11 protein-coding genes are annotated in these 21,570 nt (G+C 70.5%); 8 read left to right on the top strand and 3 right to left on the bottom strand.

Translation table 11 applies throughout. The features are described 5' to 3' along the window. Positions 1-34: 34 nt before the first annotated feature. The 6 genes from VGR06_RS17970 (at position 35) to VGR06_RS17945 (ending at position 13,840) form a co-directional block, all read left to right on the top strand. Positions 35-8,644, top strand: coding sequence for a non-ribosomal peptide synthetase (locus tag VGR06_RS17970; protein WP_327560240.1), 8,610 nt, complete (start codon positions 35-37; stop codon positions 8,642-8,644). Then, positions 8,641-8,868 carry an MbtH family protein gene (locus VGR06_RS17965; protein ID WP_327560239.1) on the top strand — a complete coding sequence of 76 codons (228 nt, stop codon included), beginning with the start codon at positions 8,641-8,643 and terminating at the stop codon, positions 8,866-8,868. Before VGR06_RS17970 ends, VGR06_RS17965 begins: the two co-directional genes overlap by 4 nt. Positions 8,869-8,934: 66 nt before the next feature. Continuing rightward, positions 8,935-9,834, top strand: a complete 900-nt coding sequence (locus VGR06_RS17960) for a helix-turn-helix transcriptional regulator (RefSeq protein ID WP_327560238.1) — start codon at positions 8,935-8,937, stop codon at positions 9,832-9,834. Next, positions 9,779-9,988, top strand: a complete 210-nt coding sequence (locus VGR06_RS17955) for a DUF397 domain-containing protein (protein WP_414637292.1) — start codon at positions 9,779-9,781, stop codon at positions 9,986-9,988. The genes VGR06_RS17960 and VGR06_RS17955 overlap by 56 nt, the downstream gene beginning before the upstream one ends. Continuing rightward, the gene (locus VGR06_RS17950) at positions 9,972-12,275 is read left to right on the top strand and encodes a Tex family protein (protein WP_327560236.1); all 2,304 of its coding nucleotides are present in this window, start codon (positions 9,972-9,974) and stop codon (positions 12,273-12,275) included. Before VGR06_RS17955 ends, VGR06_RS17950 begins: the two co-directional genes overlap by 17 nt. Next, a complete protein-coding gene (locus VGR06_RS17945) occupies positions 12,275-13,840 on the top strand; it encodes an amidohydrolase (RefSeq protein WP_327560235.1) in 1,566 nt (521 codons plus the stop codon). Before VGR06_RS17950 ends, VGR06_RS17945 begins: the two co-directional genes overlap by 1 nt. A 119-nt stretch (positions 13,841-13,959) precedes the next feature. On the opposite strand, the gene VGR06_RS17940 is transcribed toward VGR06_RS17945, so the two are convergent. Further along, positions 13,960-14,628, bottom strand: a complete 669-nt coding sequence (locus VGR06_RS17940) for a pentapeptide repeat-containing protein (protein WP_327560234.1) — start codon at positions 14,626-14,628, stop codon at positions 13,960-13,962. Between the two features lie 206 nt (positions 14,629-14,834). On the opposite strand from VGR06_RS17940, the gene VGR06_RS17935 reads away from it, so the two are divergent. Next, positions 14,835-15,764, top strand: coding sequence for a S1 family peptidase (locus VGR06_RS17935; protein WP_327560233.1), 930 nt, complete (start codon positions 14,835-14,837; stop codon positions 15,762-15,764). A gap of 133 nt (positions 15,765-15,897) precedes the next feature. On the opposite strand, the gene VGR06_RS17930 is transcribed toward VGR06_RS17935, so the two are convergent. Continuing rightward, positions 15,898-16,839: a methionyl-tRNA formyltransferase gene (locus VGR06_RS17930; protein WP_327560232.1), complete on the bottom strand. Its 942-nt coding sequence runs from the start codon at positions 16,837-16,839 to the stop codon at positions 15,898-15,900. Between the two features lie 75 nt (positions 16,840-16,914). On the opposite strand from VGR06_RS17930, the gene VGR06_RS17925 reads away from it, so the two are divergent. Then, entirely contained in the window at positions 16,915-18,189 is a 1,275-nt protein-coding gene (locus VGR06_RS17925; RefSeq protein WP_327560231.1) for a lysine N(6)-hydroxylase/L-ornithine N(5)-oxygenase family protein, read from the top strand. On the opposite strand, the gene VGR06_RS17920 is transcribed toward VGR06_RS17925, so the two are convergent. Then, positions 18,170-20,986 (bottom strand): AfsR/SARP family transcriptional regulator, encoded by a 2,817-nt coding sequence (locus VGR06_RS17920; protein WP_327560230.1) that lies wholly within the window; start codon positions 20,984-20,986, stop codon positions 18,170-18,172. The genes VGR06_RS17925 and VGR06_RS17920 overlap by 20 nt on opposite strands. Between the last annotated feature and the right edge of the window lie 584 nt (positions 20,987-21,570).

The following is a 21,570-nucleotide window of genomic DNA, read 5'->3' as shown; positions in this document are numbered from 1 at the left end:
CGTCGCCGATCCGTTCGGGGCGCCGGGGGAGCGGATGTACCGGACGGGAGACCTGGTCCGCGCCGGAGCCGAGGGCGCGCTCACCTACCTCGACCGCACGGACGAGCAGGTCAAGATCCGCGGCAACCGCGTGGAGCTCGGGGAGATCGAGGCGCGGCTCGTCGCCGAGCCCGGCGTGGCCCGGGCCGCCGTGATCCACCGGGACCGCCGCCTGATCGGCTACCTCGTTCCGGAACCCTCGGCGCGCCCGGATGTCGAAGCGCTTCGACTGCGGCTGGCCGGCGTGCTGCCGCCGGCCATGGTCCCCGACGCCCTGATCATGCTCGAGGAACTGCCGACCACCCCGTCCGGCAAGCTTGACCGGGCCGCGCTGCCGGCCGCCAGCTCCAGGCCCGCCGGCGACCTGTGCGCGATCTTCGCCGAAGTACTCGGCCTGCCGAACGTCGCCGAGCACGACGACTTCTTCGTGCTCGGCGGCGACAGCATCATGTCCATCGCGGTGTCCAGCCGCGCGCGCCGGCAGGGCATCGAGATCAGCCCGCAGGACGTGTTCGAGCACCGCACGCCCGCCGCGCTGAGCACCCTGCGCCGCAAGGAAATCGCGCCGCCGGACACCGACGGTGTGGGGGATGTTCCGCTGCTCCCGGTCGTCCGTCAGCTCCGTGAGCGCGGTGGCCCGATCAACCGGTTCAACCTGGCCATGCTCGTCGAGATCCCCGCCGGAGCCGAGGTCATCGAGCTGCTGCAGATTCTCGTCGATCATCACGACGCGCTCCGGCTGCGGCTCACCCGAACCGCCGAGGTCATCTGGTCGCTCGAGGTGCAACCGATCGGTTCGGTTGCCGCGGCGGACCTGGTGCGCCGGGCCGGCGCCGGTGCGGTGATCGCGGACGAGGCCGGCGCCGCGGCCGGCCGCCTCGACCCCGAGGCCGGGATCATGGTGCAGGCCGTGTGGTTCGACGGTGGCGACCGGCCCGGCCGCCTGTTGCTCGTGGGCCACCATCTGGCCGTCGACGGCGTGTCGCAGCGGATCCTGGCCGACGACCTGGCGGGACTCCGGGCCGGCCGCCGGCCCGATCCCGTGCGTACCTCGCTGCGCAGGTTCGCCCGCACGGTCCACGAGCAGGCGCAGACACCACAGCGGCTGGCCGAGCTGGCGCACTGGCAGCGCGTCCTTGCGCCCGGCGCCGAACTCGTACCGGGCGCGAGCACCCGGGGCACCGTCGGCTCCGCGCGCCGCCTCACCGTCCAACTGTCCACAGAGGACACGATGGCCCTGGTGGGCGGGGACGTCACCGAGACGCTGCTCTCCGCCCTGCACGCCGCCGTGACCAAGTGGCGTGGGCACGACGGCGACCTGCTCGTCGACGTCGAGCGGCATGGCCGGCAGGATCTCGGCGCCGGTCTCGATCTGTCCCGCACCGTCGGCTGGTTCACCAGCGTCGAACCGCTTCGATTGCCTTCGGGCGGCGGCCGGGCGGACGGCGGCATCGGCTACGGCATGCTGCGGTACCTCAACGCGCAGACCGCGCCGCTGCTGGCCGCGACCCCGGCGGCCCAGGTCCTGTTCAACTACTTCGGCCGAGTGGACTGCGAACCTGTCGCCGTGCCGCCGGACCGCGACCTCGGCCTGTCCCACCTGCTGCAGCTCGACGTGATCCGGACGGACACCCTCACCGCGACCTGGACCTGGTCCGACGGCCCGCTCACCGAGTCCGACGTGCGCGCGCTGAGCTCGGCCTGGATCGAAGCGCTTCGACAGAACCGCTGGCCGCTCTCCCCGCTCCAGGAAGGCCTCTACTTCCACGCCACCTACGCCGAGGACGAGCTCGACGTCTACACCGCCCAGGCGGTCGTCGACTTCGACCACCACCTCGACGAGGACCGACTTGCCGCGGCACTGGCCACGCTGCTGGCCCGGAACCCCAGCCTGCGCGCGGGTTTCCGCAGTGATGACCGGGGCCGGCCGGAGCAGTTCATCGCGCCGGCCCCGGTCGTCCCGCTCTCCATCGTCAACGCAACCGGCGCCGACGAGGTGGAGCGCTTCGACCTGGCGCGGCCGCCCCTGTTCCGGGTCGTGCTGGTCCGCGGCGAGGACGGGGACCGGTTGGTGATCACGCACCACCTGATCCTCTGGGACGGCTGGTCCGAGGCGCTGTTCGAGCAGCAACTGCTCACGCTGTACGACTGCGGCGGCTACGACCGCGGCTTGCCGGCACCCGGCTCCTACCGCGACTACCTCACCTGGTTGAACCGGCAGGACAAGAACATCGCGCTCGAGGCGTGGCGCATCGCGCTGTCCGGGCTGGCCGAGCCGACGCTGCTGGCGCCGGCGAGCGCGCCGGCGATCCCGGCCCGGTGCCAGGCCGACCTGCCCGTCGAACCGCTTCGAACCGTGGCGCACCGGCACGGGCTGACGCTCAACTCGGTGCTGAGCACGGCGTGGGCGCTGGTGCTGTCCGCCGCGGTCGGCCGGGCGGACGTGGTGTTCGGCACCACCGTGGCCGGCCGGCCACCGGAGATCGACAACGTCGAGTCGGCGATCGGGATGTTCCTCAACACCGTCCCGCAACGGGTTCGGCTGGACCCGCGCGAGACCGTGCTCGACCTCCTCCGGCGCGTACAGGCGGAGCGGTCGGCCCTGATGCCGCACGAGTTCCTCGGGTTGAGCGACATCCAGCGGGCCGCCGGGCATCCGCAGCTCTTCGACACGCTGTTCGTGCTGCAGAACTTCCTCGACGAGGACGCCATGAGCGAGCTGCGGCGTAAGCACGGCATCCGCGCGGCGTCCGGTGTGGACGCGACGCACTACCCGCTGACCCTGGTGGTGACCCCGGGTTCCCGGCTGCGGATCAAGCTCGAGTACCGGCCCGACCTGATCGACGCGACCACCGCGGAGACCATGCTCAGCCGCTACGTCACCGTGGTCGAGCGGCTCGTCGCTGAACTGACGGCACCGGTCGGCACCCTCGACCTGTTGCTACCGGCCGAACATCGGCTCATCGCCGCCGAGCGCCAGCCGGATCGTCCCCTCGGCGAGGAGACCATCGCCGAGCTGCTCGTCGCGCAGGCCGCGCGGACCCCGGACGTCGTGGCGCTGGTGTTCGGTGATCAGCGGCTGACCTACCGCGAGCTGGTCGACCGGATCGACCGGCTGGCGCGGTGGCTGCTCGATCGCGGTGCCGGGCCGGAACAGGTTGTGGCGCTTGCCCTTCCGCGGTCGATCGACATGGTGGTGGCGCTGTTCGCCGTGCTGCGCACCGGTGCGGCCTACCTGCCGCTCGACCTCGACCATCCGGCCGAGCGCCTGGACCGGGTGACCGAGGACACCGGGCCGCTGTGCGTGCTGCGCGCGCTCCCCGACACGGACCCGTTGGCGGGCAACGAGAACTGGCCACGGTTCAGCCTCGAGCACCCGGCGTACGTGATCTACACCTCGGGCTCGACCGGGCGGCCGAAGGGCGTGGTGACGCCCTACCGCGGCCTGACCAACATGCTGTTCAACCACCGGGAGGCGACCTTCGGGCCGGCCGTCGCCGCGGCGAACGGGCGGCGCCTGCGCGTCGCGCACACCGTGTCGTTCGCGTTCGACATGTCCTGGGAGGAGCTGCTCTGGCTGGCCGAGGGCCACGAGGTGCACATCTGTGACGAGGAGCTGCGCCGCGACGCCGAGGCGCTGGCCGCCTACTGCGCCGAGCACCGCATCGACGTCGTCAACGTCACGCCCACCTACGCCCAGCTCCTCCTCGAGCAGGGTTTCCGGCCGCATCTCATGATGCTCGGCGGCGAGAACGTGCCCGAACCGCTCTGGACCACCCTGCGCACGACCGGCGGCACCTACGGGTACAACCTGTACGGCCCCACCGAGTACACCATCAACGCTCTCGGTGCATCCACAATAGACAGTCCACTGTCGACGATTGGACGGCCGATCCACAACACCCGGGCCTACGTGCTGGACGGCAACCTGCGGCCGGCTCAGCCCGGGGTCGCCGGTGAGCTGTACCTGAGCGGGATCGGGCTGGCCAGGGGGTACCACCGCCGCCCGGACCTGACCGCCGAGCGGTTCGTCGCCGACCCGTTCGGACCGCCGGGGGAGCGGATGTACCGGACCGGGGATCTGGTGCGCCGCGGTCCCGACGGGAACCTGGAGTTCCTCGGTCGCACCGACAACCAGGTCAAGATCCGCGGGTACCGGGTGGAGCTGGGCGAGATCGAGGCGGTGCTGGCCGAGCACCCGGAGGTCGCGCACGCGGCCGTGATCGCGGGCGACGCGCAGCGGTTGGTCGGCTATGTGGTGTCGCCGGCCGATCCGGCAGCGTTGCGCCGGTATCTCAGGGACCGGCTGCCGGACTACCTGGTGCCCGCGGTGATCGTGCCGGTCGACCGCTTTCCGTTGACCGTCAACGGAAAGCTGGATGTCGCCGCGCTGCCCGCGCCGGTGGTCACGGCCGAGCCGTCCCGGCCACCCGGCTCCCGGCAGGAAGAGGTGCTGTGCGCGTTGTTCGCCGACTTGCTCGGGCTGCCGGCGGTCGGCGTCGAGGACAACTTCTTCGACCTCGGCGGCCACTCCCTGCTGGCCACCAGGTTGATCAGCCGCGCCCGCACGGCACTGGGCGTCGAGTTGGCCATCCGTGACCTGTTCGAGGCGCCGACGGTGGCCGAGTTGGCGACCCGCGCGGCGACACCCGCCCGTCCCGCGCTGGTACCGATGACCCGGTCCGAAGAGATTCCGCTGTCGTTCGCCCAGCGCCGGCTCTGGTTGATCCAGCAGTGGGATCGTGACTCGGCCGCCTACAACTACCCGCTGGTGTTCCGGCTGCGCGGTGACCTCGATGTCGAAGCGCTTCGACGGGCGGTCGGTGACGTGCTGGACCGGCACGAGGCGCTGCGCACGCTGATCGAGGTTCGGCAAGGTGAGCCGGTCCAGCGGATCGTCGCCGTGCGGCCGGTGGTCGAGCTGACCCCGGCGACCGATGACCTGGCGGAGACCGCCATCGCGCGGCCGTTCGACCTGGCCGCCGAGCTGCCGGTGCGGGTCACGGTGGCCCGGCAGGACGACGGCGCGCATCTGGTGGTGGTCCTGCTGCACCACATCGCCACGGACGAGTGGTCCGACCGGCCCTTCCTGCGCGACCTCGCCACCGCCTATGCCGCACGACGTTGCGGCGACGCTCCACAGTGGAACCCGCTGCCGGTGCAGTACGCCGACTATGCCCTGTGGCAGCAACGGCTTCTCGACGGTTGGGCTGCGCCGCAGCTCGACTACTGGGCGCGGGTGCTGGCCGGGGTGCCCGAGGAACTGGAGCTGCCCACCGACCGGCCGCGCCCGCCCCGGCCGTCGTTCCGTGGCGGTGAGGTGAGCGTCGACCTGCCCGGCGAAGCGCTTCGACAGTGCGCGGACGGGTACGGGGTCAGCGTGTTCATGGTGCTGCACGCCGCCGTCGCCGCCCTGCTGCACCGGTTGGGGGCCGGCACGGACATCCCGCTCGGCGCGCCGGTGGCGGGCCGGACCGACCAGGCGCTCGACGACCTGGTGGGTTTCTTCGTCAACACGGTGGTGCTGCGCGCCGACCTGTCCGGCAACCCCAGCTTCGCCGAGCTGCTGCAACGGGTTCGCGAAGTCGATCTCGCCGCGTTCGCGCACGCCGACGTGCCGTTCGAGGCCGTCGTCGAGCGCCTGAACCCGAGCCGCACCCCGGCCCGCAACCCCCTGTTCCAGGTCATGGTCGGCTACCACGAGCGGCAGTCGAACCGCTTCGACTTCGACGGACTGCCCGTCGAGCCGGTCGAGTTCGAGACCCGGACCGCCAAGTTCGACCTCGTGTTCAGCTGCACCGGCGACCGCGCTCGCATCGAGTACGCCACCGATCTCTTCGACCATGACACCGTGGTCCAACTCGGCTCCCGGCTGGCGACGCTGATCGACGCGGTGCTCGCCGACCCCGGCCTGCCGATCAGCGCGATCGACCTGCTCACCGGCGCCGAGCGCGATCAGGTGGTGAACCGCTTCAACGCCACGGAAAGAGCGGTCGAGGAGGCCACGCTCCCGGAGCTGTTCGCCCGCCGGGTCACCGAGTCGCCCGGCAGGCCCGCGGTCGATCAGGTGACCTACGCCGAGCTGAGCGCCCGGGCCAACCGGATCGCGGCCCAGCTGTCCGCCCGCGGGGTCAAGCCGGGAGACGTCGTGGCCATCGCACTTCCCCGCTCCGTGGAGCTGATCGCGGCGATCCTCGGCGTGCTCGGCCTCGGCGCCACCTACCTTCCCCTCGACCTCTCCCTACCGGCCGAACGCCGGCGGTTCATGATCGAAGACGCCGGTGTTCGGGTGGTGATCGACCAGCCGCTGCCGGACGAGCCCGATGAGCTCACCATCGAGAGCTATCCGGCCCTGGACTCGGCGGCGTACGTGATCTACACGTCGGGGTCGACCGGGCGGCCCAAGGGCGTGATCGTTACCCATGAAGGCATCGGGAGCCTGATCGCCACGGCGGTCGACCGGATGGGGGTGACCGCGGACAGCCGGGTGCTCCAGTTCGCGTCGATGGGCTTCGACGTCGCCGTGTTCGAGCTGGTGATGGCCCTGTGCGTGGGCGGGACCCTGGTGATCGCTCCGGACGAGGTGCGGGTGGCCGACAAGCGGCTCACCGACTTCCTGCACGAGCAGCGGATCACGCACCTGATCCTGCCGCCCTCCCTGCTCTCCGCGCTGCCCGCGGAGTGCGAGCTGCCGGCCGGCGCGACGATTCTGGTCGGCACCGAGACCGTCCCGCCGGAGCTGGTCAAACGCCATGCGGGGCAGGTGAACCTGCTGGCCGCGTACGGGTTGACCGAGGCGACGGTGAACTCGACGCTCTGGGCCGCGGAGCTGGAATGGCGCGGCCCGGTGCCGATCGGCATGCCCGATCCCAACACCCGGGTCCATGTCCTGGATGCCGGGCTCCGACCGGTGCCGCCCGGCGTGGCGGGGGAGCTGTACGTGGCCGGGCGTGGGCTCGCCCGCGGCTACCTCGGCCGGCCGGACCTGACCGCGGAGCGCTTCGTGGCCTGCCCGTTCGGCCCGCCCGGCGCCCGGATGTACCGGACCGGCGACCGGGCCCGCTGGCGCGATGGGAACCTGGACTTCCTCGGCCGGGTCGACGATCAGCTGAAGATTCGGGGATTCCGCATCGAGCCGGCCGAGGTCGAGGCGGCGCTGACCCGCCACCCGGCGGTGAGCCAGGCCGCGGTGATCGCCGACGGGGACCGGCTGGTCGGCTACGTCACCGGGCCGGCCGACCTCGCCGAGTTGCGCGCCCAGCTGACCCGTGAGCTGCCGGACTATCTGGTCCCGGCCGTGCTGATCCCACTGGACGGCCCGCTTCCGTTGACCGCCAACGGAAAGCTCGACCGCCGGGCACTGCCGGCACCGGACTGGGCGGCCCTGACCGGTGACGCCCGGCCGGAGACGCCGGTGCAGCGGGCCCTGGCCGGGCTGCTCGCCGAGATCCTGGGCCTGCCCGAAGTCGGTGTGCACGACAACTTCTTCACCCTCGGCGGACACTCGATGTCGTCGATGCGGTTGCTCGGCCGGATCCGCGCGGCACTCGGCGCCGACCTGTCCGTTCGCGACGTCTTCGAAGCTCCGACGGTCGCCGGCCTGGCCGGGAGGATCCCCGGACCCGTGCCCGCGCCCGTGCAGAAAACCTGGCAGGACCGTCCCGGTTACGACCACGCCTTCGAGTTGCGGGGCGCCGACGTGAACGTGCTCACCGCGGCACTCGCGGACGTCGTCGAGCGCCACGAGCCGCTGCGGACCGAGCCGTCGATGCGCATCGAAGGGCTCGACGGCGGGGGTCTGCGGCTGCGCCTGCACTACGCCGCGGTGGACGAGTGGTCGGTGGTGCCGCTGTTCGCCGATCTCGCGGCCGCCTACCGGGCGCGGCTCGACGGGCGCGCTCCGGACTGGAGTCCACTGCCCGTCGCGTACTCCGACTACGCGCTCCGGGCGCGCGAGCTGCTCGGCGATCCCGAGGACCCGACCAGCCGGCACGCGCGCCAGATCCGGTACTGGCGGGAGGCGTTGCATGGGCTCCCACCCGCACCGCCGGCCGAGCACCCAGCCGGAATCCTCGGGTTCGAGCTCGATACCCAGTTGCACAAAGAGATCCGGTCGCTCGGCACGAGCCTGTTCATGGTGCTGCAGGCCGCGCTGATCACCGTGCGGCCCGGGCCGGTCGGCACCCTGACCGCCGGGCGGGCCGACGCCGCGCTGGCCGGCCTGGTCGGCTGCTTCTTCAACCTGCTGATCCTGCGCACCGACACGTCCGGCGACCCGGCGTTCACCGAACTGCTGGGCCGGGTGCGCGAAACAACCCTTGCGGCGCTGGACAACCAGGACGTCCCGTTCGCGGACCTCGGCCTGCCGCATCCCCGCGCGATGCTGATCCACCACGAGCAGGCCCGGCTCGCCGACCTCGGCGCCACCATCACCGCGGTGCCGCCGGAAACCACGCCGGCCGAGCTGACGCTGAGCTACTACCAGCCGCCTGGAGACGGCCCGGTTCAGTGCTACCTCATCTACGCTACCGACGTGTACGACCGGCCCGGGGCGGAGCGCGTCGCCGACGACCTGACCAACGTCATCCGGAGGATCATCGCATGAGCACCAACCCGTTCGACGACCCCGACGGCCGGTTCCTGGTGCTGGTCAACCACGAGGACCAGCACTCACTCTGGCCGTCCTTTGTGGATATTCCGGAAGGGTGGACCCAGGTCTTCGGCGAGGACATCCGCGAGGTCTGCCTTGCCTATGTAGAGGCTAACTGGACCGATATCCGCCCGCGCAGCCTGCGTGATGCCGACCCGGCAAAGGCCGATTCGAACTGATCCGTTGGAGTGGACTTGCGCGCTTCCGGATGAGGAAACGCGGCACGTGGTCATAACGTGTCGGGCATGGGAAGAGTAAATGCCTACGCGTGCTACCGCGAACTGGGCGGGCACCTGAGGAAACTCCGGGCCACCGCGGAGTTGACCGGCACCGCGCTGGCAGAAGAACTCGGCTGGACGACGACCAGAGTGTCCCGGATCGAGAGCGGCCAGATCGAACTGGACACTGTCGAACTGATCCGCTATCTAGGTGCGTTGGGGATCTACGGCTCTGCGGGGGACGACCTCATCGAGCTGTGCCGCCTCGCCGGGCGCAAGATCGGCTACTGGTTGAGCCCGCACGGCGAGTGGTTGCAGGACTCGCTCACCTCGCTGGTCTTCCATGAGGCAACCGCCGACAGGTGCACGACCTACGAGCCGCGTCTGGTTCCAGGGCTCCTTCAGACTGCCGAGTACGCGCGGACGAGGATCGCGGCGGAGCAATGGCGAAGCCTGACGGATGTCGACGAATGTGTGCGTGTACAGCTCGAGCGCGGACAAGTGCTCCATGTGCCGAACCCGGGCCGATTCCCCTTCTTCATCCATGAGCAGGCGTTGCGCTTCGAAGTGGGTAGTGCCGCGATCATGCAGGAGCAGATGATCAAGCTGGTACTGCTGGCTGGTCTCAGTCATGTCACCGTACGAGTAGTGCCCACCTCGGCTGGTGATCAGGCGGCGTTCGGTGAGCAGTTCCAGCTGTTCGAGTACGGCGACAATCGGCCGCTGGTGTATCTGGATAACCACGCGACCGGTCTGTTTCTGGAAGATCGGGATTACGTCGCACCCTATCGAGACCTGGTAACTGTTCTCTCCAAGGCTGCCCTGGATGAGGGACAATCGCGGCAGATGATTGCCACCCTGGCAAGCGAGTATGACCGAGGGAGCGAGCGGGATGCCGGCCGCAGCGTGGAGGAAGAGCAGCTTTAGCGACGGCGGGGGGAGTTCCTGCGTCGAGGTGGCGCTAGGCCCGGTGGGCGTGGCGGTGCGTGACTCGAAGAGCCCGGATGGGGGAGTGCTGAGGCTCCCCGTCGGTGCGTGGGGGCGGCTCGTTGCAGAATGTTCAGGTGCAATCGATTCATGATCGGATAGCGGAGGAGCTCGGGGTCCGCGAGCGGCAGGTCACGGCGGCGGTCGAGCTGCTCGACGGGGGCGCGACGGTGCCGTTCATCGCGCGGTACCGCAAGGAGGTCACCGGGACCCTGGACGACGCCCAGCTGCGCACGCTCGAGGAGCGGCTGCGGTACCTGCGCGAGCTGGAGGAGCGGCGGACCGCGATCCTCGACTCGATCCGGCAGCAGGGCAAGCTCACCGGCGAGCTCGAGGCGCAGATCATGGCGGCCGACTCGAAGGCCCGGCTGGAGGACATCTACCTGCCCTACAAGCCGAAACGGCGCACCAAGGCGCAGATCGCCCGGGAGGCCGGCCTGCAGCCGCTGGCCGACCTGCTGCTGGCCGATCCGGAGCGGGATCCGCGCACCGAGGCCGAGGCGTTCGTCGACCCGGAGAAGGGTGTCGCGGACCCCCAGGCGGCGCTGGACGGCGCCCGGGCGATCCTGATCGAGGAGTTCGCCGAGGACGCGGACCTGATCGGCGTCCTGCGGGAGCGCATGTGGTCGACCGGCCGGCTGGCGTCCAAGGTGCGGGACGGCAAGCAGGAGGCGGGCGCCAAGTTCGCCGACTACTTCGACTGGTCCGAGCCGTACACCAAGCTGCCGTCGCACCGGATCCTCGCCATGTTCCGCGGCGAGAAGGAGGACGTCCTCGACCTCACCATGGCCCCGGACGACGGCTCCGAGCCCGATCCGGTCGCCGGGCCGAGCCCGTACGAGCAGGCCATTTCGAAGCGCTTCGACGTCGCCGACCTGGGCCGGCCCGGCGACCGGTGGCTGCTGGACACCGTGCGCCTGGCCTGGCGCGGCCGCATCCTGGTCCGGCTGGACATCGACCTGCGCACCCGGCTGCGCCAGGCCGCCGAGGAGGAGGCGGTGCGCGTGTTCGCCGCCAACCTCCGCGACCTGCTCCTCGCCGCACCCGCGGGCACCCGTCCCACCATGGGACTGGATCCCGGTTTCCGGACGGGGGTCAAGGTCGCGGTCGTGGACGGCACCGGCAAGGTGGTGGCCACCGACACGATCTACCCGCACCAGCCGCAGAACCGCTGGGACGAAGCGCTCGCCGTGCTCGGCACGCTGGTCCAGGCGCACCACGTCGAGCTGGTCGCGATCGGCAACGGCACCGCCTCCCGGGAGACCGACAAGCTGGCCGGCGACCTGATCAAGCTCATGCCGAAGGCGACCAAGATCGTCGTGTCCGAGGCCGGGGCGTCGGTGTACTCGGCCTCCCAGTACGCCTCGAACGAGCTGCCCGGCCTGGACGTGTCGCTGCGCGGCGCGGTGTCGATCGCCCGCCGGCTGCAGGACCCGCTCGCCGAGCTGGTCAAGATCGACCCGAAGTCCATCGGAGTCGGCCAGTACCAGCATGATCTGCCCGAGACGGCGCTGTCCCGGTCGCTGGACGCGGTGGTGGAGGACTGTGTGAACGCGGTCGGCGTGGACGTCAACACCGCCTCGCCGCCGCTGCTCACCCGGGTCTCCGGAATCGGCGAGGGGCTGGCCGCGCAGATCGTCGCGCACCGGGACGCCAACGGGCCGTTCCGCACCCGCCGTGCGCTCAAGGACGTGCCCCGGTTGGGGCCCAAGGCTTTCGAGCAGTGCGCCGGCTTCCTGCGCATCCCCGCCGGCGACGACCCGCTGGACTCCTCGGCCGTGCACCCCGAGGCGTACCCGGTGGTGCGCCGCATCCTCAAGGCCGCCGGCGGTGACCTGCCCAAGCTGATCGGCAACGCGACCGTGCTCCGCAAGCTCGACCCGAAGTCCTTTGTGGACGAAATGTTCGGGCTACCCACGGTCACGGACATCCTGACGGAGCTGGAGAAGCCGGGCCGCGACCCGCGCCCGGCGTTCAAGACGGCCACCTTCGCCGAGGGCGTGGACAAGATCGCCGACCTGAAGCCGGGCATGGTGCTCGAGGGCGTCGTCACCAACGTGGCCGCGTTCGGCGCGTTCGTCGACGTCGGTGTGCACCAGGACGGGCTGGTGCACGTGTCGGCCATGTCGCGGTCGTTCGTCAAGGACCCGCGCGACGTCGTCAAGCCGGGTGACGTGGTGCGGGTCAAGGTGCTCGACGTGGACGTGGCGCGCAAGCGGATCGGCCTGACCCTGCGGCTCGACGACGAGCCGGGCCGCCGCGAGGCCAAGCCCGCCGAGCCGCGCGGCGGCGGCCAGCAGCGCCGGGATCGCAAGCGGGACAGCACCCCGGCCGGCGGCTCGATGGCGGACGCGTTGCGCCGCGCCGGTTTCAACGACTGATGCTCGACCTGCTGCTGACCAACGCCGATGTGATCACCATGGACCCGGCGCGCCCCACCGCGCGCCGGGTCGGGGTGTGGCGTGGGCGGATCTTCGCCCTCGACGAGGCGTTGCCGGCCGAGCGGATCGTCGACCTCCAGGGCGCGACCGTCCTACCGGGACTGATCGACGCGCACGTGCACCTGGCCTGGACCGGTTTCGAGCAGATCAACCCGAGCATCGCCGCGTGCGCGACCCCCGACGAGGCCCTGGCGATCATCGGCGCGGCCGCCGCGGCCCGCGCTCCCGGCGACTGGGTGGACATCGTCGGCTACGACCAGCGCACGCTCGGCCGGCACCTCACCGCCGCCGAACTGGACGCGGTTTCCTCGAGCCGCAAGGTCCATGTCGTGCACCAGTCGGGCCATGCGTGCGTGGTGAACAGTTCCGTGCTGGATCTGCTGCCTGCCGAGGTCCCGCACGAGGACGGGTTGCTCGCGGAGTCCGGCATGGCCGCGGTTCGCAACCTGCGCAGGCCGTACTCGGTGGGTGAACTTGCCGGCGCCATCGAGCGAGCCGGTCGCACCTGCCTGTCCGAGGGGATCACCGCGGCGTCCGAGGCCGGCATCGCCGGCGGCATGGTCGGCCACAGCGCCGCCGAGGTCGCCGCCTACCAGCTACTCGACGACACCGGCCGGTTGCCCATCCGCGTTCAGCTCATGGTCGCCGCCGACGTGCTGCACCCGCTCGCCGCGCACCCGTCCGACGGGATCCCGCGTGGCGTCGACCTCGGTCTGCGCACCGGGTTCGGCGGTGACCGGCTGGCCATCGGCGCGCTCAAGGTGTTCACCGACGGCGGCATGATGGCCCGCACCGCCGCCCTGACCCGCGACTACGAAGGTCTCGATCACAACGGCCAGCTGTTCGCCGACCCGGACGTGATCCGTGGTCACATCCTTGACGGCCATCTCGCCGGCTGGCAGCTGGCCATCCACGCGATCGGCGACAGAGCCGTGGACGTCGCCTTGGACGCCCTCGAGCAGGCCCAGCGCGCTCATCCCCGCCCGGACGCCCGGCACCGCATCGAGCACGCCGGCCTGGTCCGCCCCGACCAGTTGAAGCGCTTCGCCGGCACCGGCGCCATCGCCGTCATCCAGCCCAACTTCCTCTGGTACAACGGCGACGACTACGTCTCGATCATGGGCGACGACCGGGCCGCCTGGCTCTATCGCGGCCGCGCGTTCCTGGACCACGGGATCACCCTGGTCGGCAGCTCCGACCGCCCGGTGACCCCGGGTGCCCCACTCCGCGCCATCCAGTTCATGGTCAGTCGAAGCGCTTCGACCGGACGCGTCATCGGCCCGGACGAGGGCATCACGGTTCAGGAGGCGTTGCGGGCCTACACGGTCGACGCGGCCCACGCCCTCCGGTGGGACCACGCCCTGGGCAGCATCACCCCCGGCAAGCACGCCGACCTGACGATCCTGGCCGACGACCCGCACCGGGTGGACCCGTCCCGGATCGCCGAGATCGACGTCGTCGCCACGGTCGTCGCCGGCGACGTCGCGTACGGCACCCTCAACTAGTGTGCCCCGCCTGACATTCGCGCCGAGGTGTCCTGAAGGTGACCTTCGGGACGTTGAGCGCCCTGAAGGTCACCTTCAGGGCATTGCCCAGCCTTAGCCCTGCGCGGAACCCGCCTGGATCACGAGACATCCAGCACGATCAACCCGGCCTCGGCCGCGATCAGCGTCGAGATCGACACCGCCTGCTCCGGGCTGATCGTCGCGCCGCGCAACGAAAGCAGCCCCCGCGCGCTGGTCAGCCGGGAGGTGCGCAGGTCGCACTTGGCGGCCCGGGTGACCCGGAACTCGGTGTCGGTGAAGTCGCAGTCCAGGAACAGCACGTTGGACAGGTCGCCGCTGATCGTCGCCTCCCGGAAGGAGCACCCGGTGAACGCGGCCACGCCCTTGACCTTCTCGAGGTGCAGGGTCGCGTAGTCCAGCCGGCAGTCCACAATGGACAGATCGGTGGCCAGCTCGACGGACAGGCGCAACCCGATCGCCCGGCAGGTGCGCAGCTCCGTGCGGCGGGCCACCACCCGCTGCCACGAGGCGTTTGACAGGTCGACCTGCCCCAGCAGCACGTCGACCAGGGTCAGCGGGCCCCACCTGGCACCCGACAGGTCCACCTGCCGCAGCACCGAACCGGTGATCGTGCCCTCGGCCACCAGGCCGGTGTGGTCACCGCCGTCCACCAGCACCGACTCCAGGTCCAGCTCGCCGGCGAGCGTCCCGAGCGCTTCCGGCGGGTTCTCGGCGTCGACGTCCGGAAGGTTGATCAGGCGGCCGGCGGCCAGCTCACGGGAGGGCACCGCACGACAGTAGCCGAAACGGCTTTTTGACTGTGGGTGACCGGATGTTCACCACATCGTGGTGGTCCCGGGCCCTGGTTGGCGCTAGCGATCGTGTCTCCCTTCCGGACAGGCTGATATGGACAGAAATGTCGCGATAGCTGGGAAGTTCGTCCATGTTCCGGTCGGGAGGAATCGTGTCCAGAAATCGGAGATCGTCGGCGGCTGTGGCGGCTGCGAGCGTTCTTCTGGCAGGTGGAGTAGTACTTGGTGGCGCGCCCGCGTACGCCTGGAATGATGCGGCCCGGCCGCCGGAAGTTCTCAAGGCGGCCCTTGATGTGCTGGCCTGGGAGGGCAAGGCGGGCAAGGCCCAGTACTGGTATATCGATCCGGCGATCGGCAAAGTGGTGATCTCCGTTTTGGAGGGCCTGCCGGACCCGGTGACCCAGGCGTTCCTGGCGACCGCGCTTCCCGGCGAGGCAGTGGTGTCCACCGTGTCTGTGCCGATCGTCCCGATGGTCGGCCACGTCCCCGCCGGTCATGTGGCGGCACCGTCCCTGGCCGGTGGAACTCTTTATGCCGGCCAGTCGATCGAAATGATCTGGGGCACCGGCGGATCGATCTGCACCAGCGGGTTCAACCAGCAGGATGCGACCGGCGTTCCGCGAACGCTCACCGCGGGGCACTGTGGCAACGGCGTCCTCGGCAACGGGTGGCATATCACCGGTGGCGACACGTTCGGCTATATCAAGGAATCCCACTTCCCCGGAGCCGATTGGTCCTCGATCAGCCGCCCCAGTGCGGACCCCACCTGGCATTACCCCTGGGAGGTCAAACAGGCTGGTGGTCTGCCGAACCAGCCGATCAACAGCTACGCCCAGGCCTATGTCGGTGAGAACCTGTGCGCGACCGGCCAGACCTCGGGAACCAAGTGCGGTACGGTCACCGCCACCAACGTCACGGTCAACTATCGGGAAGGGGCGATATACGGTACGACGCAGACGACCATCTCAACCGCCCCAGGCGACAGCGGCGGGCCGGTGTACAACGGTTCCATCGGTGTCGGGCTGGTCAGTGGCGGCCCGCAGGGCGGCGGTGCGCCCACGTTCATCTATCCCGCGCAATGCGACCCAGGCCGACCGCAGGTATGTTCCTGAACACCTGATCACTTCTACGCTGCAGGAGCGGCTCATCAATTAGTCCATAGTGGACTAATTGCGTTCGGAGGGCTCGTCGAGGACGTGCAGGATCCGCGCAGCGCCTCGGCCGGATTCCGGAATTGCTTCGCCGTCAGGACGAGGTGAGGTAGCCGCCCAGGGTGCGGAAGTATTCGGTGGCGGGGATTTCCTGGCCATCTTCGGTGCGGACGCTTTTGATCAGCAGGCCGTGATTGCGGCCGCGATGGGCGTCCGGGCCGGCGACGATGACGATGCCGTCGGACTCGCGGATGAAGATGCGGCCGGGGGTGCCGCCGTAGCGGCCCTGGGACACCGCCGCGGCGGTGATGCGGAGTCGGTTTCCGCGGTGACAGGTGAAGGCGTTGGGGTAGGGGTCGGACTGGGCGCGGATCAGGCGTTCGAGCGTCTCGGCGGGCCAGGTCCAGTCGATCCGACTGTCCTCAATGGATCTTTTATGGAAGAACGTGGCCCTGGCGCGGTCCTGCTTCGCCCAGTCCGTGCGGCCGGAGGCGATGCGGGACAACGCGTTCAGGGTCACCGGGGGGATCAGGGCCACGGTCTTGCGGAACAGCGTCGTGGCGGTGTCGCTGTCCTCGACCGGAATGGCCTGCTGGAGCACGATGTCGCCGGCGTCGAGGTCCTCGTTCATCAGGTGCGCGGTGAGGCCGACCTCCTTCTCGCCGTTGATCAGCGCCCAGATCAGCGGGGAGAAGCCGGCGTAGGCGGGGAGCAGGGAGTCGTGCACGTTGAGCGTGCCGTGCCGGGGAAGGCCGAAGATGCTTGAGGGGAGCCAGGTTCGCCAGTTGTTGGCGACCAGGATGTCCGGGTCGGACTCCTTCAGGCGGTGGACCACGTCCTCGTCCGGGCGGTCGCGGACGAGCACCGGGACGCCGTGGCCGGCGGCGAGGTCGGCCACCGAGTCGTCCCAGATGGACTCGTAGGCGTGGTCGCTCTTCGGGTGGGTCACGGCCAGGACGACCTCGTGCTCGGAGCCCAGCAACGCCTCCAGCGTGCGGAATCCCCAGGTCTGGTAGCCGAACACGGCGACGCGCATCGCTGCTCCTATCGCTGACCGGTGATCGATGTTAGGTTAGCCTAACTTCAGTTGCACGAGCGAGAGGGTGGCCTGATGCCGGTGCACGACGTGATCGGAGTTGGCTTCGGACCGTCCAATCTGGCGCTGGCCATCGCGATCGAGGAGCACAACCGGCGAGCCGGTCCGGACGATCGGGTGAGCGCGCTGTTCCTGGAGCGGCAACCCCGGTTCGGCTGGCACCGGGGGATGCTGATCGAGGACGCGACGATGCAGGTCTCGTTCCTCAAGGACCTGGTGACGCTGCGGAACCCGACCAGCGAGTTCAGCTTCCTCGCCTACCTGCACGGCAAGGGCCGGCTGATCGACTTCATCAACCACAAGTCGCTCTTCCCACTGCGGGTGGAGTTCCACGACTACCTCGAATGGGCGTCGAAGCGCTTCGACGACCTGGTCCGGTACGGCCACCAGGTCGTGGAGATGCGCCCGGCAGCCGAGGGTTTCGAGGTGGTGTCCCGCGCCGGCGGCGATCCTGTCGTCCACCGGGCCCGCAACCTGGTGCTCGGCCTCGGTCTCGAACCGAACCTGCCGGACGGCGCCGAGCTGGGGGAGCGGGTCTGGCACAACCGCGACCTGCTCGACCGGATCGGCGCGATCGAGGAGCCGCGGTCGAAGCGCTTCGCCGTGGTCGGCGCCGGCCAGAGCGCGGCCGAGGTCACCAAGTTCCTGCACGACCGCTTCCCGGACGCCGAGGTCTGCGGAATCTTCGCCCGCTACGGCTACAGCCCGGCCGACGACAGCCCGTTCGCCAACCGCGTCTTCGACCCGTCCGCGGTCGAGGAGTTCTATCTCGCCCCGGACGAGGTGAAGCAGCGAATCCTCGACTACCACGGCAACACCAACTACTCGGTGGTGGACACCGAGCTGATCGAGGAGCTCTACCGCCGGGTCTACCGGGAGAAGGTGCTCGGCACCGAGCGGCTCCGGATCCACAACGTGTCCCGGCTGGTCGAGGTCGTGCCGGGCGGCGGTGGCGTGCGGATCGCGATCGAGTCGCTGACCACCCGGGAGAAGTCCGTGCTCGACTGCGACGTGCTGATCTACGCCACCGGCTACCGGCCCGTCGAACCGCTTCGACTGCTCAGCGCCGACCTGGCCCGGTCCTGCCATCGGGACGCGGCCGGCCGGGTCACGCTCGCCCGCGACTACCGGATCGTCACCGCACCCGACCGGGACGCCGGCATCTACCTGCACGGCGGCACCGAGCACACCCACGGGCTGTCCGCCACGCTGCTGTCCACGACGGTGGTGCGGGCCGCCGACATCCTGCAGTCGATCGTCCGCCGGCGGGTCAGGTGTTCCGCTGGATGATCCCGGGGGTGTCCGGAACCGGTTGGCGCAGCAGGGTTTGCGCCTCGTCGTCGGTCAGCTCGCCCAGGCCGCGCAGGATCTCGATGGACTGCTGCCAGTAGGTGCGCGCCGGCTCGGGATGGCCGAGCGCGTGGTGGCCCTGGCCGAGGCCCCACAACGTCTCCGCCTCCTGGCAGGCGTCCTTGACCTCGCGCGCGATGGTCAGGCTCTGCTGGTGGTAGGCCAGTCCCTGGGCGTGCCGGCCGGCGCGGTGGTGCGCCCACCCGAGGTTGCCCAGCGAGATCGCCTCGGCGAAGCGGTCGCCCAGCTCGCGGTCGATGGCCAGGCCCTGCTCGTGGCAGATGATCGCTTCGGCGAACCGCCCCTGCCGCTGGTAGACCAGCCCCAGACCGTCCAGGTTGCGGGACGCCCCGCGGCGGGAGTCGATCGTCCGGCAGATCTTCACGCCATCCTGGTAGCAGCGAATCGCTTCGGCCAGCCGGTTCTGCGCCCGGTAGACGGCGCCGAGGTTGCTCAGGCAGGACTGCTCGCGCACCCCGTCGCCGAGCTCGCGCCAGGCCTCCAGCGCCCGGCGGGTGATCGTGACCGCGTCGTCGGCACGGCCCACCCGCCAGTAGGCCCAGCCGAGGTCCTGCAGGGCGAGCGCCTCGGCCGGGCGGTCGCCGAGCTGGCATGCCATCCGCGCGGCCAGCCGGCGCGCATCGATGAGGTCACGCCAGTGGCCGCGCAGGTTCAGCGCCCAGTTGAGCGAGGCGGTGAGCCGGACGGTGAGCGCCGCCGCGGCCGGGCTGGCCGACGCGGCGGCCTGGTGCGCCACGGCGAGCAGGTTGGCGTGCTCGGCGTCGATCCACGCGGCCGCGTCCGCCGGGCTGCACAGCGCGAACCGGCTGCGCGTGGCCCGGGTCGGATCCTCGGGGATGCGCGGGGTGTCCGGGTTGAGCAGCAGCGCGGCGAGCTCGGCTGACGTGAGGTAGCAGTCGAGCGCGCGCAGCAGCGCGGCCTGCCGGTCCGGCTCGGCATGCTCGGCCCGGTCCCTGGCGTAGAGCCGAAGCAGGTCATGGGTGTGGTAGCGGCCGGGGGTGGTCGAGTCCAGCAGATGGTCGTCGACGAGGCGCTCCAGCGCGGCGTGCACGTCCGGCTCGGGCAGCTCGGCGAGCGCAGCGGCGACCGGGACGCTCATGTCGACCCAGTCCAGCATGCCGAGCACCCGGAAGACCCGGGCCGCCGTGCGGTCGACCGGATCGTCGCCGTCGCGCAGCGCGTGGTAGCTGACCGCGAAGCTGGCCCGCACCGCGCGGTCGGCGACCTGCAGCTCGTCCAGGCGGTGCTGCGCGTCGGCGAGCCGCTGCACCAGCGTGCCGATGGTCCAGCCGGGCCGGGCGGCCAGCCGGGCGCCGGCGATGCGCACCGCCAGCGGCAGCCGGGCGCAGAGGTCCACCAGGGTGGCGGCCATGCCGGGGTCCGCCTCGACCCGGTCCTGCCCGGCCGTCCGGGCCAGCAGGGTCAGCGCCTCCTCCTCGGTCAGCACGTCGAGCTGCAGCCGGGTCGCGCAGTCCACAGTGGACAGCGTGCCCCGGCTGGTGATCACCACCAGGCAGCCGGGGTAGCCGGGCAGCAGCGGCTCCACCTGCTCGGCGGTGCGGGCGTTGTCCAGCACCACGAGCACCCGCTTGCCGGCGATCAGCGACCGGTAGGTGGCGGCCTGCTCCTGCTCCTCCCGGGGGATGCGCTCGGGCGGCAGGCCGAGGCTGCGCAGCAACCGCTCCAGCGCCTCGCCGGGCGTCATCGCCGGAGTCGGCGCGTAGCCGCGCAGATCCAGGTACAGCTGCCCGTCCGGGAACCGGCCGGCGACCGTGTGTCCGAAGTGGACGGCCAGGGCGGTCTTGCCGACGCCGGCGGTGCCGTGGATCGCCGAGATCACCACGGACCCGGACGCCGCCGCCAGGTCGGCGAGTTGGGCCAGCTCCTGCTCCCGGCCGGTGAACGAGGCGACGTCGGCCGGCAGCTGCCGGGGGGTGGTCGATGCCGGCGCCGGCGTGCCGGTCCGCAGCTGCGCGTCGTCCCGCAGGATGCCCTCGTGCAACCGTTGCAGGCCCGCCCCGGGCTCGACGCCGAGCTGGTCGACCAGCAGCTCGCGGACCTCACGGTAGGTGTGCAGCGCCTCCGCCTGCCGCCCGGAACGGAAAAGGGCCAGCATCAGCTGGCCCCAGAACCGTTCCCGCAGCGGGTGTTCCTTCGTCAGCGTGGACAGCTCCACGACCAGGTCGCCGTGCCGGCCGACCTCGAGATCGAGGTCGATGCGCCGCTCCAGGGCACGCAGCCGCTCCTCGGTCAACCGGGGCAGCTCGTCGCCGCGCAGCGACTCGGACGGGATGTCGGCCAGCGCCGGCCCGCGCCACAGGGCCAGCGCCTCGTGCAGGGCTTCGGTGGCGGCGTCCGGTTCCAGACCCTCGGCGTGCTGCACCAGGTAGCGGAACCGGCTCAGGTCCAGCTGATCGCGGGTGACGGTGATCTGGTAGCCGCCGGGCAGGGTGTGGATCAGCTTGGGGTTCCGGGGATCGTCGCCCAGCACCTGGCGCAGCCGCATCACGTAGGTCTGCGCGGTGTTCCTGGCCGCGGCCGGGGGTGTGTCGCCCCACAGCCGGTCGATCAGCTCGTCGACCGGCACGGTCTGGTTGGCCCGCAACAACAACGTGGCGAGCACGACGCGCAGCTTGCCGGTGCGCAGCGGCCGCTGTTCGCCCGCGCTGGTCACCTCGAGCGTGCCCAGCAGCCGAAAGTCCGGTACGGCCGGCATGGCAATCCCTTGAACGCGCGCGTGCACCCCAACTTCGTGAGCAGCCTACGAGGTGGATGCGTCGCTGAGGAAATCCTGGTCCCTGATCGTGTCAACGAGACGTCATCCGGGTGTCGGCGGTTCCGGGCAGGATCGCGATTGATCATCGCGAGTGCGCAGGCCGAAAGGGCGCTGAAATGGCAGCTCACGACATCGTCTGGAGGTAAAACTTCGGCACGGCAGTGTCGCGGCCGACCTGGCGGGCGACACTCGCGATGATCCGTTTGCTCTCGGGCGACCCAACTGCGCGCCTGGCGCAAGCGGCCCGCCAACCGCCTAACCCCGCATGCATTCACCCGCCCCCCGGGGGTGGTCAGTCGGGCCAGCTGCTCACGCGCGCTTCCTTCCAGCTGGCCCGACTGACCTGTCTGGCCGGCGTCCACATATGTGGACGTGAGCCACGCTTGCGAACGGCAACCCCGGTGAGGTAGACCGAGGCTGATCTCTGCTCCTCGAGCCACGGAGTCGGACCTTGCCTCAACGAGTGCTGCTCACCGGCGCGGCGGGGCGCATCGGCACGATGATGCGCTCGCGCCTGGCCCGAC

Source organism: Actinophytocola sp. (assembly GCF_036002505.1).
GTDB lineage: Bacteria > Actinomycetota > Actinomycetes > Mycobacteriales > Pseudonocardiaceae > DASYTH01.
This window is presented reverse-complemented; position numbering and strand designations above follow the sequence as displayed.

Coding starts and splice junctions, on each gene's coding strand:
- VGR06_RS17970 (WP_327560240.1), top strand. CDS start 35: ATGTACCGGACGGGAGACCTGGTCCGCGCCGGAGCCGAGGGCGCGCTC.
- VGR06_RS17965 (WP_327560239.1), top strand. CDS start 8,641: ATGAGCACCAACCCGTTCGACGACCCCGACGGCCGGTTCCTGGTGCTG.
- VGR06_RS17960 (WP_327560238.1), top strand. CDS start 8,935: ATGGGAAGAGTAAATGCCTACGCGTGCTACCGCGAACTGGGCGGGCAC.
- VGR06_RS17955 (WP_414637292.1), top strand. CDS start 9,779: ATGACCGAGGGAGCGAGCGGGATGCCGGCCGCAGCGTGGAGGAAGAGC.
- VGR06_RS17945 (WP_327560235.1), top strand. CDS start 12,275: ATGCTCGACCTGCTGCTGACCAACGCCGATGTGATCACCATGGACCCG.
- VGR06_RS17930 (WP_327560232.1), bottom strand. CDS start 16,839: ATGCGCGTCGCCGTGTTCGGCTACCAGACCTGGGGATTCCGCACGCTG.
- VGR06_RS17925 (WP_327560231.1), top strand. CDS start 16,915: ATGCCGGTGCACGACGTGATCGGAGTTGGCTTCGGACCGTCCAATCTG.
- VGR06_RS17920 (WP_327560230.1), bottom strand. CDS start 20,986: ATGCCGGCCGTACCGGACTTTCGGCTGCTGGGCACGCTCGAGGTGACC.